The organism is Xylophilus sp. GW821-FHT01B05 (genome assembly GCA_038961845.1).
Lineage (GTDB): Bacteria > Pseudomonadota > Gammaproteobacteria > Burkholderiales > Burkholderiaceae_C > Xylophilus.
Genome location: CP152408.1, coordinates 1,255,630 through 1,273,005, shown reverse-complemented (window position 1 = coordinate 1,273,005; position 17,376 = coordinate 1,255,630). Strand labels below are relative to the sequence as shown.

The following is a 17,376-nucleotide window of genomic DNA, read 5'->3' as shown; positions in this document are numbered from 1 at the left end:
CGCAGGGCGGCACGGGAAATGGCAGGGGAACGCCACTAAACTTGCGCCATGATTTTACCCAGCGCGTCCCCGGTCAGCCTCGTGCTGGGTCTTGCGGCCGCCGCCGCCTATGCGCTGCCGGCCCTTTTTTCGCGGCGCATGCTCGAAAACGTCAGCCGCGGCGCGCTGGTGACCGCCTGGTTGCTGCACGCCGTAGTGCTGGTCTGGACCCTGCTTGCCGAGCAGCCCCGCTTCGGTTTTGCGCCGGCGCTCTCCATCACCGCCTGGCTGGTGCTCACCGTATATGCCGTGGAAAGCCGTTTGTTCCCCCAGATGCGCGCCCGCTGGACCTTGTCCGGCCTGGGCGCACTGGCCGTGCTGCTGGCCCTGGTCTTTCCCGGCACGCCCCTGCACGTGCAAAGCTCGCCCTGGCTGCCGCTGCACCTGGCGCTGGGCATTGCCTCTTACGGCCTGTTTGCCGCCGCGCTGATCCACGCCTGGCTCATGACCCGGGCCGAAAAGCAGATGCGCCTGGCCGCCGATCCGCACAGCGGCATGCCGCTGCTGACGCTGGAGCGCCTGACCTTCCGCTTTGTTACCGCCGGTTTCGTGCTGCTCACGGCCACCCTGGCCGCAGGCCTGTTCTTTGGCGAAACCCTCTACGGCCGCGCCTGGCGCTGGGACCACAAGGCGGTGTTCTCGGTGCTGTCCTGGCTGACCTTTGCCGTGCTGCTGCTGGGCCGTGCGCGCTTTGGCTGGCGCGGGCGCGTCGCCCTGCGCTGGCTCTATATCGGCTCGGCCCTGTTGCTGCTTGCCTATGTCGGCTCGCGCTTCGTGCTGGAAGTGGTGCTGGGGCGCAGCGTATGAAGCTGCTCGTGATACTGGCCGCCGTTGGGCTGCTGCTCTGGCTGCTGCGCAGCGGCCGCGAGGTCAAGCCCACCAAGCCGCGCGACACGGCCCGCGCCGCCGCACCGCGCATCGCGCCGCCCGAAGACATGGTGCGCTGCGACGCCTGCGGCCTGCACCTGCCGCGCAGCGACGCCCTGGTGGCGGCCAATGGCATCTTCTGCTGCGCGGCGCACCAGCGCGCCGGCCCCGGGCCCCAATAGCGTGTCCCCCGCGAGCGCCCGCTTCGAGGCCCCCGACACCAGCTTCGCGCGCATCTGGCGCGGCTTTGCCACGGCACGCCTGCTGGTGGCCGTGGCCCTGCTGTTGCTGCAGGGCCTGATCCAGGCCATCGGGCAAACCCATCGCACGCCATTTTTATTGCTGTGCGTCGTCTACCTGGCCGCCACGCTGGTCGTGCGATTCGGAGCTGCGCCACCGGGGGCCAGCACGGTGCAGCTTGGCCAGCGCTGGCTGCCCACCATCGGCGTCGACCTGCTGGCCTATTCCGCCATGCAGGTGCTGCAGTCGGGCGGCATGAACTACACGCCCCTGCTCGGCCTGCCGGTGCTGATGGCTGCGGTGCTCGGCTCGCGCGCCATGGCGCTAGGCACCGCCGCTGGCGTCACGCTGCTGCTGCTGGCGGACGCCGCCTGGCTCTGGCTGGACGCATCCGCCGGCGCCACGCCGCGGCTACTGCAGGCGGGGCTGACCGGCATCGGCTACTTTGCCGTGGCCTTCCTGGTGCAGCCACTGGCAGCGCGCCTCGCGCGCGAACAAGAATTGGCGCGGCGCAGCCAGATGGCGGCGGCGGTGCAGGCGCAGGTCAATGAACTGGTCATCGAGACCCTGACCGACGGCGTGCTGGTGGTCGATGACGCCGGCTGGGTGCGCGCCGCGAACCCGGCCGCGCGGGTGCTGCTGGATGCCGGCCACGCCGCGCCGCCCTTCTCGCTGGCGGCTGAGCCGGCCTGGCTGCCCCTGGTCGATCTTGCGCACCGCACCGTGGCAGAGGGCGGCCGCCAGGCGACCGATGTCGTCTTGCAACACGCCGAGCGCGGCCCGCGCCGCCTGCATGTGCGCACCCGCCTCACGCCGCTGCGCGAGCAGCACGCCGAAACCCTCTGCGTCATGTTCCTGCAGGACCTGCGCGACACCGAGGCACGCCTGCACACCGACAGGCTCGCCGCCATGGGGCGCATGTCGGCGGCAGTGGCCCACGAGATCCGCAACCCGCTGGCGGCCATCGCCCAGGCCAACGCGCTGCTGGACGAAGACCTGCACGACCCCGCCCACAAGCAGCTCACGCTGATGGTGCGCCAGAACGCCCAGCGCCTGGCCAAGATCGCCGACGAGGTGCTCGATGTCTCCCGGGCGCAGCACCAGCTCGACTTCACCGGCAGCGTCGCCATCCCGCTCGATGAAACCGTGTACACCGCCTGCCACGACTGGCACCAGCACGGCGGCAAGGGCTGTGGCCTGCAGGTCATGCCGGAAGCCGGGGACGGCGTGCGCGTGGAGTTCGACCCCGACCACCTGCGCCGCATCCTGGTCAACCTGCTGGACAACGCCTTGCGCTACATCGGCCCCGACCCCGACGCCCTGCAGGTGCGCACCTGGACCGCCGCCGGCAACCAGGCCTTGCTGGAGGTGTGGAGCGACGGCGCACCGCTGGAGCCGCAAGTGGAGCAACGCCTGTTCGAGCCCTTCTTCTCTTCCGAGAGCCGCTCCAGCGGCCTGGGCCTCTATATATGCAGGGAACTCTGCGAGCGCCATGGCGCCGGCATCGCCTATCGCCGCATGCCGCGCCCCACGGCCGCCGGGCCCGTGGACGGCAATGCGTTCACCATCGTGTTCCGTCACCCGCATTCCGCCGCCACCAACTCGCTCTTTGACACAATAGTCGTGTGAGCTCCATTCCCCGCCTCCCCTCTGCCGATAGCACCATCCTGGTCGTTGACGACGAGCCCGACCTGCGCACGCTCTATGAGCTGACGCTATTGCGCGAAGGCTACCGCGTGGAAGCCGCCGCCAGCCTGCTGGAAGCGCGCGAGCACCTGCAGCGCCGCCGCTTCGATGCCGTGATCTCCGACATGCGCCTGCCCGACGGCTCCGGCCTGGAGGTCCTGCAGTTGCTGCGCAGCCTGCAGCGCCCCGAGCGCTGTGTGGTCATCACTGCCTACGGCTCGGCCGAGAACGCCGTTGAAACCCTCAAGGCCGGTGCCTTCGACTACCTCACCAAGCCGGTCGACCTGAAACAGTTCCGCGCCGTCGTGGCGGCCGCCGTACAAACCACCGGGGCGAGCAGTGCGACGGCGCCTGCACGCAGCGTAGCCACAGACACCATCCCAACGACCGGGCCAGAAACCGCCCTGGCGCGGCTGGTTGGCGAATCCCAGGCCATGCAGTTGGTCAAGCAGCGCATCGTGAAGGTCGCGCGCAGCATGGCGCCGGTGCTGGTGCGCGGCGAATCGGGCACCGGCAAGGAATTGGTCGCACGCGCGCTGCACGCCTGCAGCCACCGCGCCGCCGGCCCCCTGGTGGCGGTCAACTGCGGCGCCATCCCGGAAAACCTGCTGGAGGCCGAATTCTTCGGCGCCCGCAAAGGCTCCTACACCGGCTCGCTGCAAGACCGCGAAGGCTATTTCCAGGCCGCGCACGGCGGCACCCTGTTCCTCGACGAGATCGGCGACCTGCCGCTGGCCATGCAGTCCAAGCTGCTGCGCGCCATCCAGGAACGCAGCGTGCGTCCGATCGGCTCGACCCAGGAAGAGCCGGTGGACGTGCGCATCGTCAGCGCCACGCACCGCGACCTGACCTCCGACGTGCGCGAAGGCCGCTTCCGGCAGGACCTGTTCTACCGGCTGAATGTGATCGAAATCGCAGTGCCGCCACTGCGCGAGCGCCGCGGCGACCTGCCTGCGCTGTGCACAGCGCTACTGGCTCGCATTGCCCAGGAATCCGGCCTGCCGGTGCCCGCGCTCTCCCCTGCGGCCCAGGCGCAGCTTGCGCAACTACCCCTCAGCGGCAACGTTCGCGAGCTGGAAAACCTGCTGCACCGCGCCGTGGCCCTGAGTGATGGTGATGTCCTGCAGATCGACGCTGAACACACTGCAGGGGCAACAGTCCCCGCCATGGCCCATGAAGAGGCGGCCCGTCCCGACTTGGCAGTCGACTCGCCGGCGGCCCCCATGCCGCAGGACCTCCAGGCCTACCTGGACGCACGCGAGCGCGAAATTCTGGTGCATGCCCTGCACGAGAACGGCTTCAACCGCACGGCAACCGCCGCCCGGCTCGGCATCAGCCTGCGGCAAATCCGCTATCGCATCGCCCGGCTGCGCATAGTGGCCCCGCAGGATGCGCAAGACCTGCAGGACGAGGATGGCGGCGGCGACTCCGATGCCCGCTGAAGCCGCACCGCAATGGGCGGCGGGCTGGTGGCATGGCGCCCGTCACCTCCAGTCTCCCAACTTCAATGCCCGCCCCGCTACCGCGGTGGTGGACCTGCTCGTCGTGCATTCGATCAGCCTGCCCCCCGGCTGCTACGGCGGAGACGAAGTCTTTCAGCTTTTCAGCAACACCCTGGACTGGGACGCCCACCCCTATTTCGGCACGATCCGAGGGCTGGAAGTCTCCAGCCACTTCTATATCCGCCGCGACGGCACGCTCTGGCAGTTCGTAGGCTGCGACGACCGTGCCTGGCACGCCGGCCGCTCTTTCTATCGAGGCCGGGCGGAATGCAATGACGACGCCATCGGCATCGAACTGGAGGGCCTTGAAGGCGACCGGTTCGAAGACGCCCAGTACGCCGCGCTCGCAGCCCTGTGCCAGGCCTTGCGCGCGCACTATCCCATCGCCCACATAGCCGGCCATTCAGACATCGCCCCGGGACGCAAGCAAGATCCCGGACCAGGCTTTGACTGGGAGCGCCTGCAGAAATTTTTGTCCTGGCCTGCCTCCTTTTTTCCGGTGGGCATCGGGGACAATAGGCAGGGACTCGCTCCCGCCTCCGACCAAGAGGCCGCCCCCTCCTGATTGCCTCGTTGCAGCCCGCACGCGCGCCTGCACGACAAAAGCGCTGGCACACCGCACGGCCATTGGGCGCAGCCATCCAATTCCAGCATCCACGCGGCCCGCCGCGTGACCCTGACGAAAGACGTCGGGGCATGCTTTCCAGAACCCCTCGAACTGCAAGTTTTATTACCAGCGCTTACACTCAACAAACGCTACCTGTAGCGTGTTGAAAACCCCGCATACACTAGATATAGTGTGTCGAGACCTCTTCTCCGACCCGCCGTTTTTCAGCTGGAGACCTCGGTCTCCTTCTTTCTTTCCCCTAATTCAACCGCAAGAGGACGCCATGCAGTCTGCTGCCCTGAATACCCCAGCCTCCACCATCGCCCGCCACCCTCTCGCCGCAGACGCCCAGCCAGCGGCGCCCAGCGTCACCCCGTCGACACTGGCCCAATACCAGATCATTCGCCGCAACGGCGCGGTCGTCCCCTTCGAGCCCCAGAAGATTGCCGTGGCCATGATGAAGGCCTTCCTGGCCGTGCACGGCACCCAGGGCGCGGCCTCCGCCAGCGTGCGCGAGACCGTCGACGGCCTGACCCAGGCCGTGGTGCGCGCACTGCTGCGCTCGCGCCCAGGTGGCGGCACTTTTCATATCGAAGACGTGCAAGACCAGGTCGAACTGGGCCTGATGCGCAATGGCCATCACGAAGCAGCACGCGCCTATGTGCTCTACCGTGAACGCCACGCCCAAGAACGCGCCCGCCAGCAGGAAGAGTCCGCGCCGACCACCCAGATGCTGCATGTCGTCGACGGCGACCAACGCTTCGTGCTGGACACCAGCCGCCTGCACAGCCTGATCGAAGCCGCCTGCGAAGGCCTGGGCGCCGACGTCAAGGCAGAGCCCATCGTCGCCGAAACCATGCGCAACCTCTACGACGGCGTGCCGGTCGACGAGGTCTACAAGGCATCGATTCTTGCCGCCCGCACCCTGATCGAGAAAGATCCGGACTACACCTACGCCACCGCGCGCCTGTTGCTGCACACCATCGCCAAGGAAGTCCTGGGCAAGGACGTGGCCCAGGGTGAAATGGCAGCCGAGTACCTGGGCTATTTCCCGGCCTTCATCCAGAAGGGCGTGGACAACGAGCTTCTCGACCCGGAACTGCTCACCTACGACCTGCCGCGCCTGGCCAGCGCCCTGAAGGCCGAGCGCGATCTGCGCTTCGACTACCTGGGCCTGCAGACGCTGTTTGACCGCTATTTCCTGCACGTGCGCAAGACCCGCATCGAGCTGCCGCAGGCCTTCTTCATGCGCGTGGCCATGGGCCTGGCGCTGAAGGAGCAAGACCGCGAAGGTCGCGCCATCGAGTTCTACGAAGTGCTGTCGTCCTTCGACTTCATGTCGAGCACCCCGACCCTCTTCAACAGCGGCACGCTGCGCTCGCAGCTGTCGTCGTGCTACCTGACCACGGTCCCCGACGCACTCGACGGCATCTATGACGCCATCAAGGAAAACGCACTGCTGTCGAAATTCGCCGGCGGCCTGGGCAACGACTGGACCCGCGTGCGCGCCTTGGGCAGCCACATCAAGGGCACCAATGGCGAATCGCAGGGCGTGGTGCCCTTCCTCAAGGTGGTCAATGACACCGCCGTGGCCGTGAACCAGGGTGGCAAGCGCAAGGGCGCGGTCTGCACCTACCTCGAATCCTGGCATCTGGACCTGGAAGAATTCCTGGAGCTGCGCAAGAACACCGGCGACGACCGCCGCCGCACGCATGACATGAACACCGCCAACTGGGTGCCCGACCTGTTCATGCGCCGCGTCATGGAAAAGGGCAGCTGGACGCTGTTCTCGCCTTCCAACGTGCCTGACCTGCATGACAAGTTTGGAGCCGAGTTCGAGCAGGCCTATGTGGCCTACGAAGAACAGGCCGCCCGCGGTGAAATCAAGCCCGCCAAGACGGTGCAGGCAGCCGACCTGTGGCGCAAGATGCTCACCATGCTGTTCGAGACCGGCCACCCCTGGATCACGTTCAAGGACGCCTGCAATGTGCGCTCGCCCCAGCAACACGCAGGCGTGGTGCACTCGTCCAACCTTTGCACCGAGATCACGCTCAACACCAGCGACACCGAAACCGCCGTCTGCAACCTGGGTTCCGTGAACCTGCTGCAGCATCTGAAGGATGGCGGCGTCGACCACGACAAGCTGAAGAAGACGATCAAGACCGCGATGCGCATGCTCGACAACGTGATCGACATCAACTACTACGCCGTCGAGAAAGCCCGCGTCTCCAACATGCGCCACCGCCCGGTCGGCCTCGGCCTGATGGCGTTCCAGGACAGCCTCTACGAGCTGCGCATCCCTTACGCCTCGCAAGAAGCCGTCGACTTCGCCGACCAATCCATGGAGGCCATCTGCTACTACGCCTATTGGGCTTCGTCCGAACTGGCCCGTGAACGCGGCCAGTACGAGAGCTACAAGGGCTCGCTGTGGGACCGTGGCATCCTGCCTCTCGACACGCTGGACATGCTGGAGAAGGCCCGCGGCGGCTACGTGGAAGTGGACCGGTCGGCCACCCTCGACTGGGACGCCCTGCGCAAGAAGATCGCGGCCGACGGCATGCGCAACTCCAATTGCGTGGCCATCGCACCGACGGCAACCATCTCCAACATCGTGGGCGTGGACGCCTCGATCGAGCCCTGCTTCGGCAACCTCTCGGTCAAGTCCAACCTGTCGGGCGAATTCACCATCATCAACGGCTACCTGGTGCGCGACCTGAAGCGCCTGGGCCTGTGGGATGACGTGATGGTCATGGACCTGAAGCACTTCGACGGCTCGCTGCGCCCGATCGACCGGGTCCCGGAGAGCGTCAAGTCACTCTACGCAACCGCGTTCGAGGTGGAGACCACCTGGCTGGTCGAAGCCGCCGCACGCCGCCAGAAGTGGATCGACCAGGCCCAATCGCTGAACATCTATATGTCTGGCGCCTCCGGCAAGAAGCTCGACGACACCTACAAGCTGGCTTGGCTGCGCGGCCTGAAGACCACCTACTACCTGCGCACCATCAGCGCGACGCATGCCGAGAAATCGACTGTGCAGTCGGGCCGGCTCAACTCCGTCTCTTCGGGCGAGCCTGCGGCTGTTGCCGCAGCACCGAGTGCAATCGAAGCCGCCGCCGCACAGGCACGCGCGCAGGCCGACGCACTGCCCGCAACAGACATCAAGTTCTGCGCGATCGACGACCCTACTTGCGAAGCCTGCCAGTAACGCCACGAGGAAGCGAAAGAGAAAAGACCCGGAGCCACTGCGCGCTTGCGGTCCCCGCAACGCGCGCAACGATGCAGCCGAGCAACAAGGAGGGCATCGCGAAGTGCATGGACCTGTGACAGGACCTTTTCATTTCGCATGCCTGCTTTCATAATCCGACTACTGGAAAACCTATGCTGACCTGGGACGAAGAAGTCAAGCCATCATCGCCGGCGCCGCAATCAAGCGGTACGCCCGGCACACGCGAGGCCGCTGCATCTGCAACGGCACTCGGCATCAGCGCTGCACAATCGAACGCAGTGCCGGCCACGCACCGCCGCGTCAATGCCGCAGACAAGCGCATCATCAACGCCAAGACCGACGTCAACCAGCTCGTCCCCTTCAAGTACAAGTGGGCCTGGGAGAAGTACCTTGCCACCTGCGCCAACCACTGGATGCCGCAGGAAGTGAACATGACGCGCGACATCGCTCTGTGGAAAGACCCGAACGGCCTGACCGAAGACGAGCGCCGCATCGTCAAGCGCAACCTCGGCTTCTTCGTGACCGCCGACTCGCTGGCCGCCAACAACATCGTGCTGGGCACCTACCGCCACATCACGGCGCCCGAATGCCGCCAGTTCCTGCTGCGCCAGGCTTTTGAAGAAGCGATCCACACGCACGCTTACCAGTACATCGTCGAGTCGCTCGGTCTGGACGAAAGCGAGATCTTCAACGCGTACAACGAGATCGCGTCGATCCGCAACAAGGACGAGTTCCTGCTCCCGTTCATCGAAGCCATCAGCGATCCGCACTTCAAGACCGGCACGCACGAAACCGACCAGACGCTGCTGAAGTCCCTCATCGTCTTCGCCTGCCTGATGGAAGGCCTGTTCTTCTACGTAGGCTTCACGCAGATCCTGGCGCTGGGCCGCCAGAACAAGATGACCGGCGCCGCCGAGCAGTACCAGTACATCCTGCGCGACGAGTCCATGCACTGCAACTTCGGCATCGACCTGATCAACCAGCTCAAGCTCGAGAACCCCAACCTGTGGACGGCAGAGTTCAAGGCCGAGATCAAGGCATTGTTCGTGAAGGCCGTGGAACTCGAATACCAGTACGCCGAGGACACCATGCCGCGCGGCGTGCTCGGCATGAATGCTTCCATGTTCAAGGGTTATCTGCGCTACATCGCCAACCGGCGCGCAACGCAGATCGGTCTGGAAGCCTTGTTCCCCAATGAAGAGAACCCGTTCCCCTGGATGAGCGAGATGATTGACCTCAAGAAGGAGCGCAACTTCTTCGAGACGCGCGTCATCGAGTACCAGTCGGGGGGCGCGCTGTCCTGGGACTAGAGGTTCTGACAAAAGACAACATGTATTCCGATTCACGCCTGCCCACCAATGCACCGTCAGAGTGCGTGGGCAGGCGTTCCCGCGTTCATGGTGTTGAGGCCAAGCTTCAGCGCCATGGATCATTCCACGCCGCCTCGATGCGCGTGAAGTGCTCTTTGTAATGTGACCAAGGAGAAAATGATGGCAACTGCGAAAAAACCGGCCGCAAAGAAGGTGGCCCCTGCGAAGAAAGCTGCACCAGCCAAAAAGGCAGCAGCACCAGCGAAGAAGGTAGCCGCCAAGAAGGCCGCACCGGCCAAGAAGGCTGCGCCCGCCAAGAAGGTAGCAGTGAAGAAGGCTGCACCGGCCAAGAAGGCAGCACCAGCGAAGAAGGTAGCCGCCAAGAAGGTCGTGGCGAAGAAGGCTGCACCAGCCAAGAAGGCAACACCGGCGAAGAAGGTAGCCGCCAAGAAGGTTGTGGCGAAGAAGGCCGCACCAGCCAAGAAGGCAGCACCGGCGAAGAAGGTAGCCGCCAAGAAGGTTGTGGCGAAGAAGGTCGTGGCAAAGAAGCCCGCACCTGCTGCTGCCAAGAAGGCCGTGACGAAGAAGGCTGCACCGGCCAAGAAGCCTGCTGCTGCTCCTGCTGCCGCCAAGAGGGCTGCAAAGAAGCCCGCTGCCAAGAAGACCAAGCCTGCCGCCCCGGCGACGACGGGTGCTGCGTCCGCGACGGCTCCTGCTGCGCAGACCACGCTGAACCCACAGGCCGCCTGGCCGTTCCCGACGGGCAGCAAGCCCTAAGTCAGCACGACTTCGTGCTCAAGCCCGATGCCGAAAGGCATCGGGCTTTTTCTTTACGCTGAATCCCCGCAGGCGCCATGCCTATGCCGCGACATCAGTCCTGCCAGATCACGCGGGCTTGCAGATCAGGGCTCGGGTTGCCGGACAGATAGTCCAGCAGGGCATCCAGGTCGATGGCACCACCGACCCGCTCACTGCCCTGGCGCAGCAGCACGAAGCCATCACCTCCATCTGCCAGGAAGCTGTTGACGGCCACGCGCAAACGCTGCTCGTCGGCGACGGGCTGACCATTGAAGCGCATATCGCGCACCCGCTCGCCGAAGGCCGCCCTGGCCACCCAGCGATAGCCGAATCCCAGCGAGGGCGAAAGCATCGTCGGATCGGCGGCGCCTGCAGGCTGCTGCGACTCCAGCAAGGCCTTGAGCTGGCGCCCTGTCAGCGTCATTACCACCATGCTGTTGCCAAACGGCTGCATGCTGAAGCTGTCGCCATAAGTGACGGCGCAGGGAGGTTGCCCGCCCCGGCACACCATGTCGGTACGGACGCCACCCGGATTCATGAGCGCCATCTGCGCACCGCCGCGCTGCGGATCGCGCGTGGCAGCCAGTTGTGCATCGGCAATCAACCGGCCGGCGCTAGTGTCGGCCGCTCCCCGGCGGTCGAAATTGCCGCCGATGCGCCCCACTGGCCGGTCGGCACGCGGGGCTGCCAATGCGACGAAATCGGCAACCCGTCGTGCCACGGCAGCATCAGGTACGGCGTTGCGCAGCGCTTGTGCATAGGATTCGGGCAGTGCCGCCAGCAGTGCGGCGCGCTGCGCGGAGTTGGTGCCCTGGTTGAACACCGGGACATTGCTGCTGACGGTGCGCGCACGATCCACTTCGCCCGTTTTCGGGTCCAGCACCACATCGACAACCGATAGGCCTCGCCCGTAGGAGGTGGCCTGCAGCAGCGGACGGCCACCCACCATACAACGGTAACCCTGATGGGTATGGGCCGTGAAGATCACGTCCACGTCCTGGCTGATGCGCGGCGCAATCTCGAAGATCGCCCCGCGCGCACCTGGACAACGGCTATCGTTCCAGTCGGTACGGATGCCGGGCCCTCCGGTGACGCCGCCCTCGTGCAAAACGGCGACCAAGGCTTCAATGCCCTGAGCCTTGAGCCGGGCCGCTTCACGGTTGATGGCATCGGCCTCGTCATCAAAACGCAGGCCTGCCACGCCCGATGGCACGACGATGCTTGGCGTGGTGGCCGTTACTGCGCCAATGAAACCGACACGCAGGCTGCCATAGCGCAGCACCACCGAAGGAGCAAAGAGCGCCCCGCCGTCCACGCGCTCGACGTTGGCGGCAACAAGAGGAAAACGCATGCCCTCGTAGCGGCCGATGGCACAGGATTGGCCCGCGGCACCTGCTTCATTCTTGCCGCAGCCCCCTTGCATCATGCGCTGCAGCTCGGCGATGCCACCGTCGAACTCGTGGTTGCCCGGGATGCCCACGTCCACCCCGATCTGATTCATGACGGCCACCGTCGATTCATGCCGGAACAAAGACGAGGCAAGCGGTGCCGCACCAATCATGTCGCCACTGCTGATGACCGCGCTGTACTGAGGAGCAGAGGCGCGCAATGCCTGCACCGATCCGGCCAGCGCTGCAGCCCCTCCCGTTGCCACGCGCAGGGACTGCCCCGGGTCCGACGGATCGGCAAGCGCCAGGCTCAGGCCCGTTGCCTCCAGGTTGCCGTGAAAGTCATTGAAGGCGATCAGTCTTAGCTGGACTGGCGCCACGGGCGACGGGATCTGTGCACAGGCTGCCAGCAAGGCCACTGCCGCGAGCGTGGTCAGACGCCCAAACGACAACGTTTGCGCAACATATCGAAAAGAAGCTAAAAAAACCATGGCGACATGAAATGGAATTGATTGAAGATGAAGACAGGCGCCAGCCCCACAAGCAAGCTATGCGCCATGCGGTCTCGCCAAATACCGCGACAAGTGCCGCCCCACGTTGACACAAAACCGAGACATGGGCATGACATCATGCAGAAGCCATCAGGCGGCCGCCTGTACATGGTGCACAAGCAACCATTTCGGGGCATGCGACATAGCGAAGGCTTGATGGACAGTGCAGAGCCCTTGGCCTGTTTTGTGCTTTACCTCAAAATGCAAACGTTTGCGTATACGGTTCTGCTGATACAACCGCTCTCTCCATACCTAGAAAAAAGACCATGAGTACGCTCAAGGATGTCGCAGCGCTGGCAGGCGTTTCCTTCACCACGGTGTCACACGTATTGCGTGGCACCCGCCGCGTGAACGACGGCACGCGTGCCCGGGTGGAGCAGGCTGTGTCCGAGCTCGGCTACCTGCCAAGCGCCGTCGCGCGCTCGCTGAAGACCCGGGAAACCCACATCCTGGGTGTTCTCGTGCCCAATGTCACCAATCCGTTCTTCGCGGAACTCACGCGCGGCATCGAAGACTACTGCCGGCGCAGCGCCTACTCGGTGTTCCTCTGCAATTCCGACGACGATCCGCAGCGCGAGGCTAGCTACTGGCAAACACTGATGGAGCACCGGGTCGACGGCCTGCTCGTGGCGTCGACCGGCATAGCCTCCTCCAGGACATTGCCATTCCAGCGGAACGTGCCCTTGGTGATGGTGGACCGGCTGGTACCGGGCCTGCAGGCAGATGTGGTGCGCATAGACAACCAGGCGGGCGCCCGGCTCGCGGTGGAACACCTGTTGGCCCTGGGACACCGCAACATCGCCTGCCTGAGCGGCCCCAGCATGGTGGAAGTCAACCGCATACGGCAGGCCGGCTGGCAGGAGGCCCTGGCCACCGCGGGCATAGTGCCTGGCCAGGACTGGCTCGCCGAGGGCGATTTCGGCGGTGCATCGGGCTACCGCGCCGCACAGACCTTGCTGGCCCAAAAGCGCTTCAGTGCCATCTTCGCCTGCAACGACATGATGGCCCTCGGGGCGCTGCGCGCGGCCGCCGAACTCGGGATTGCGGTGCCGCAGGCCTTGTCCATCATTGGTTTCGACGGTATCGATCTGGGCGCCTACACCTCGCCCCCGCTGACCACCGTTGGCCACTCCATCCGCGATCTGGGCGAGCGCGCGGCCGCGCTGCTCATCGAGCGCATCGCCACCCCCGCCATGCAGCACCGCGAGATCGTGCTGAGACCGCATCTGATGCTGCGGGAGTCCACCGCCACATTCCAGCCAGCGGCCTGACCCATGACCGCCCAGGCCGCTGCGCTGCTGCAGCACTTCATCCCCCGCCCCTCAACCGTTCCCCACAGGAGTTTCCGCATGAAGAAGACCATGCCAGCCCCGCTTGCGCTGGCGACCCTGCTGCTGGCCTGCACCTTCCAGAGCGCTTCGGCCGCCGACGCCCAGCCCGCCGTGCTGTTCGACTCTGCGGGCAAGTACGACCGCTCCTTCAACCAGTCCGCCTACGAGGGTGCAGAGGAATACCGCAAGACCACGGGCAAGCGCTATGCGGAGTTCTCGCTGACCAATGAGGCCCAGCGCGAGCAGGCACTGCAAAAGCTCGCCCAGCGCGGCAGCAATCCGGTGGTGAGCATCGGCTACGGCGGTGCCACGGCCCTGGAGAAGGTGGCTCCGCAGTTCCCGAAAACCCAGTTCTACATCATCGACACCACGGTCGACAGGCCCAACGTGCGCTCCTACGTGTTCCGCGAACAAGAGGGCTCATTCCTGGTCGGCGCATTGGCAGCCCTGAAATCGGCCACCGGCAAGGTCGGCTTCATCGGTGGCATGGACATCCCCCTGATCCGCCGCTTCGCCTGCGGCTACGAGCAGGGCGCACGCTACATCAACCCCAAGGTCGCGGTGCTGCAGAACATGACCGGCACCACACCCACGGCCTGGAACGACCCGACCAAGGGCGGCGAGCTCGCACGCTCGCAAATGGAGCGCGGTGCCGACGTGATCTTCGCCGCCGCGGGCGGCACCGGCATCGGCGTCTACCAGGCCGTGAGCGACGCGGGCAAGTTCGCGATCGGCGTGGACAGCAACCAGAACCACCTGCACCCCGGCACCATGCTGACCTCCATGGTCAAGCGCGTCGATGTGGCCGTAAAGACCGCCTTCACCGAAGGTGCGAGTGGCGCTGTCTCCAGCGGCGTGACCTCCATCGGCCTGAAGGAACGCGGCGTGGACTGGGCGCTGGACAAGGACAACCGCGCGCTGGTGACGCCCGCGATGGAAACCCGGATGAACGCCATCCGGCAAGACATCGTGGACGGCAAGATCAAGATCACCGACGCCATGGCCACGGGCAAGTGCGACTGAGGACCAACCCGGACATGGAACACCGCAGGCAGCCCCTCCGCCAGGAGCACGAGGCCCCATGACATCCCCGCAGGCCGCAGGAGCGGCGTTCGCCATAGAGCTGCAGGGCATCACCAAGCGCTTCGGCACGGTCGTGGCCAACGACCGGGTCGACCTGCAAGTGCCCGCCGGCAGCATCCATGGCGTGGTCGGCGAGAACGGCGCCGGTAAATCCACGCTGATGTCCATCCTGTACGGCTTCTACCAAGCCGACGAGGGCAGCATCCGCCTGCACGGGCAGGCCGCGGCCATCCGCAACAGCGCGGACGCCATTGCACAGGGCATCGGCATGGTGCACCAGCACTTCATGTTGGTGGGCACGCTATCGGCACTGGACAACGTGCTGCTGGGCGCTGAGGGCAGCTGGCGCCTGGGGAACTCGCGGCGCCGCGCCCGGGAACGCCTGCAGGCGCTGATGGCGACCTATCGCCTGCAGGTAGACCTGGACGCCCAGGTGGACGACATGCCGGTGGGCGAACAACAGCGCCTGGAAATCCTCAAGGCGCTGTACCGGGGCGCCCGCATACTCATTCTTGACGAGCCCACCGGTGTGCTGACGCCGCAAGAGGCCAGCCAGTTGTTTGCCATCCTGCGCGAGCTTCGCGATCGGCAGGTGACCGTCGTCATCATCACGCACAAGCTGCAGGAGATCATGGACGTGACCGACCGGGTCACGGTCATGCGCGCCGGCCGCGTGGTGGCCGAGCGCCGCACCGCCGAGAGCAGCCGCGAAGAACTCGCCGAGCTGATGGTCGGCCGGCCCGTACTGCTGCAGGTGGACAAGCGCAAGCCGGCCGCACGCAGCCACGCCCTGGCACCCACGTTGTCGGTGCGCGAACTGGGTCTTGTCGATGCACGCGGCTGCATGCGCATGGTCGACGTGGGTTTTGACCTCTACCCCGGCGAAATCCTGGGTGTTGCAGGCGTCTCGGGCAATGGCCAGACAGAGTTGCTGCGTACGCTGGCAGGACTGCTGCAGCCCACGACTGGCAGCATGACCCTGGCAACAGACGGCGTACCGCACCACTTCACGTCACAGCGCTGGCTCGATGCCGGCGCATTGCGCAAGCTGGGCTGCGCCCATGTGCCCGAAGACCGGCTGAGCGAAGCTATCGTGAAGAACTTCAGCCTGCAGGAGTCCGCCGTGCTCGGCTACCAGGACGACGACACGCTGGCGCCCCCTGGCTGGCTGTCTCCAGCCCGGCTGCGCAAGCGCGCGATGCAGTTGATCAGCGCAATGGACGTCCGTCCGGCAGTGCCCACGCTGCGCACCGCCGACATGTCCGGCGGCAACCAGCAAAAGCTGGTGCTGGCACGCGAACTGGCACGCCAGCCCCGCCTCATGCTGGTGGGCCAGCCCACGCGCGGCGTGGATATCGGCGCCATAGAACGCATCTACCGGGAACTGATCAAGGCCCGCGACGCGGGCACCGCCATCCTGCTGGTGTCGGTCGAGCTGGAAGAGATCTTTGCCTTGAGCGATCGCATCATGGTGATGAATGGCGGCCGCGTGACCGGCATCGTCCCCACCGCCGAGGCCACGGTACGCGACATCGGCCTGCTCATGACGGCAGATGCCAGCCCCCAGGACATGACCCCATGAGTACCACGACGATTCCCGAGCCGCACGGCAACGGGGCCTCTCGCCCGGCACAACGGGCTCCCGCGCGGCTGCCCTGGTGGCTCACCGGCCTGGTGGTCCCGGCCCTGCAGGTGGCCCTGGCGCTGGGCGTGGCCTCGCTGGTGGTCCTGCTGGTGGGCGAAAGCCCGCTGGCCACCCTGCGCGTCATGCTCACCGGCGCCCTGGACCCGGCCAACGGCCTTGCCTCCACGCTGTACTACGCCACCAGCCTGACCTTCACCGGCCTGGCCGTGGCCGTGGCCTTCCACGCCGGCCTATTCAACATCGGCGGCGAAGGCCAGGCCTATGTCGCCGGATTGGGCGTGGCACTGGCCTGCCTCTGGCTGGACGGACGCCTGGGTGCACCGGCGATGTTCTGCGTGGCGATGCTAGCCGCCACTGCGGCGGGCGCATTCTGGGCCTGGATACCGGGCTACCTGCAGGCGCGGCGCGGCGCCCACGTGGTGGTAAGCACCATCATGTTCAACTACATCGCGGCCGGCCTGCTGAACTACATGCTGGTCAGCGCCATTGGCAGCGGCGGCATGGGCACCGAAACCCGCAGCTTCGCCCCCTCGGCCATGCTGCCCAAGCTGCACGAGGTGCTGGAGCCCTTGGGCATATCGCTGGCACCGTCCTTTCTGAACATCGCCACCCTGCTGGCGCTGTTGTGTGCCGCAGGTGTCTGGTGGCTGTTGTGGCGCACGCGCCTGGGCTACGCGCTGCGCCTGCTCGGGCACAGCCCGCGCGCCGCCCGCTATGCCGGCTTGTCGGCGGCATCACTCACCATCATTGCCATGCTGATATCGGGCGCGCTGGCCGGGCTGATGGCCGTCAACGACGTCTACGGCGCGCAGGGCCGGCTGGTGCTCAACTTCACCGGCGGCATGGGGTTTCTTGGAGTTGCCGTGGCCCTGATGGGGCGCAACCATCCCGTGGGCGTGCTGGCGGCCGCATTGCTGTTCGGCGCCCTCTACCAAGGCAGCACCGACCTGCAGCTGGATTTCCCGCGCATCAGCCCGGAGCTCATCCTGGTGATCCAGGGGCTGGTGGTGTTCTTCGTGGCGGCACTGGACCGCCTGGTGCGCGCGCCCGTGGAGCGCGGCTATCTCGCGTGGTCAAACCGGCAACGGCCGGATGCATGAGGA

The 17,376-nt window shown here is 65.8% G+C and carries 13 protein-coding genes; 12 read left to right on the top strand and 1 reads right to left on the bottom strand.

All coding sequences use genetic code 11. The annotated features are described in order from the left end of the window. The first annotated feature begins 48 nt into the window (after positions 1 to 48). The 8 genes from ccsA to AAFF27_05915 all read left to right on the top strand — a co-directional run bounded on the left by ccsA (position 49) and on the right by AAFF27_05915 (position 10,254). The gene (ccsA, locus tag AAFF27_05950; protein ID XAH24733.1) at positions 49 to 846 is read left to right on the top strand and encodes a cytochrome c biogenesis protein CcsA; all 798 of its coding nucleotides are present in this window, start codon (positions 49 to 51) and stop codon (positions 844 to 846) included. After that, positions 843 to 1,088 carry a PP0621 family protein gene (locus AAFF27_05945; protein ID XAH24732.1) on the top strand — a complete coding sequence of 82 codons (246 nt, stop codon included), beginning with the start codon at positions 843 to 845 and terminating at the stop codon, positions 1,086 to 1,088. Before ccsA ends, AAFF27_05945 begins: the two co-directional genes overlap by 4 nt. Further along, entirely contained in the window at positions 1,036 to 2,775 is a 1,740-nt protein-coding gene (locus AAFF27_05940; GenBank protein XAH24731.1) for an ATP-binding protein, read from the top strand. The genes AAFF27_05945 and AAFF27_05940 overlap by 53 nt, the downstream gene beginning before the upstream one ends. Further along, positions 2,772 to 4,274, top strand: a complete 1,503-nt coding sequence (locus tag AAFF27_05935; GenBank protein ID XAH24730.1) for a sigma-54 dependent transcriptional regulator — start codon at positions 2,772 to 2,774, stop codon at positions 4,272 to 4,274. Before AAFF27_05940 ends, AAFF27_05935 begins: the two co-directional genes overlap by 4 nt. Then, entirely contained in the window at positions 4,264 to 4,899 is a 636-nt protein-coding gene (gene ampD / locus AAFF27_05930) for a 1,6-anhydro-N-acetylmuramyl-L-alanine amidase AmpD (GenBank protein XAH24729.1), read from the top strand. Before AAFF27_05935 ends, ampD begins: the two co-directional genes overlap by 11 nt. Before the next feature lie 325 nt (positions 4,900 to 5,224). Beyond that, positions 5,225 to 8,146, top strand: a complete 2,922-nt coding sequence (locus tag AAFF27_05925) for a ribonucleoside-diphosphate reductase subunit alpha (GenBank protein XAH24728.1) — start codon at positions 5,225 to 5,227, stop codon at positions 8,144 to 8,146. 173 nt (positions 8,147 to 8,319) lie between these two features. Continuing rightward, a complete protein-coding gene (locus AAFF27_05920; GenBank protein ID XAH24727.1) occupies positions 8,320 to 9,477 on the top strand; it encodes a ribonucleotide-diphosphate reductase subunit beta in 1,158 nt (385 codons plus the stop codon). Between the two features lie 180 nt (positions 9,478 to 9,657). Next, on the top strand, positions 9,658 to 10,254 hold the full coding sequence (locus tag AAFF27_05915) for a histone H1-like DNA-binding protein (protein ID XAH26168.1): 597 nt from the start codon (positions 9,658 to 9,660) through the stop codon (positions 10,252 to 10,254). A gap of 94 nt (positions 10,255 to 10,348) precedes the next feature. On the opposite strand, the gene AAFF27_05910 is transcribed toward AAFF27_05915, so the two are convergent. Beyond that, the gene (locus AAFF27_05910; protein XAH24726.1) at positions 10,349 to 12,115 is read right to left on the bottom strand and encodes a bifunctional metallophosphatase/5'-nucleotidase; all 1,767 of its coding nucleotides are present in this window, start codon (positions 12,113 to 12,115) and stop codon (positions 10,349 to 10,351) included. A gap of 365 nt (positions 12,116 to 12,480) precedes the next feature. Between AAFF27_05910 and AAFF27_05905 the strand changes: the two genes are divergently transcribed. The 4 genes from AAFF27_05905 to AAFF27_05890 all read left to right on the top strand — a co-directional run bounded on the left by AAFF27_05905 (position 12,481) and on the right by AAFF27_05890 (position 17,373). Beyond that, a complete protein-coding gene (locus tag AAFF27_05905) occupies positions 12,481 to 13,485 on the top strand; it encodes a LacI family DNA-binding transcriptional regulator (protein ID XAH24725.1) in 1,005 nt (334 codons plus the stop codon). Positions 13,486 to 13,563: 78 nt separating this feature from the next. After that, positions 13,564 to 14,568: a BMP family ABC transporter substrate-binding protein gene (locus AAFF27_05900; protein XAH24724.1), complete on the top strand. Its 1,005-nt coding sequence runs from the start codon at positions 13,564 to 13,566 to the stop codon at positions 14,566 to 14,568. Positions 14,569 to 14,626: 58 nt separating this feature from the next. Beyond that, the gene (locus AAFF27_05895; protein ID XAH24723.1) at positions 14,627 to 16,210 is read left to right on the top strand and encodes an ABC transporter ATP-binding protein; all 1,584 of its coding nucleotides are present in this window, start codon (positions 14,627 to 14,629) and stop codon (positions 16,208 to 16,210) included. Beyond that, the gene (locus AAFF27_05890; protein XAH24722.1) at positions 16,207 to 17,373 is read left to right on the top strand and encodes an ABC transporter permease; all 1,167 of its coding nucleotides are present in this window, start codon (positions 16,207 to 16,209) and stop codon (positions 17,371 to 17,373) included. Before AAFF27_05895 ends, AAFF27_05890 begins: the two co-directional genes overlap by 4 nt. Positions 17,374 to 17,376: the final 3 nt, after the last annotated feature.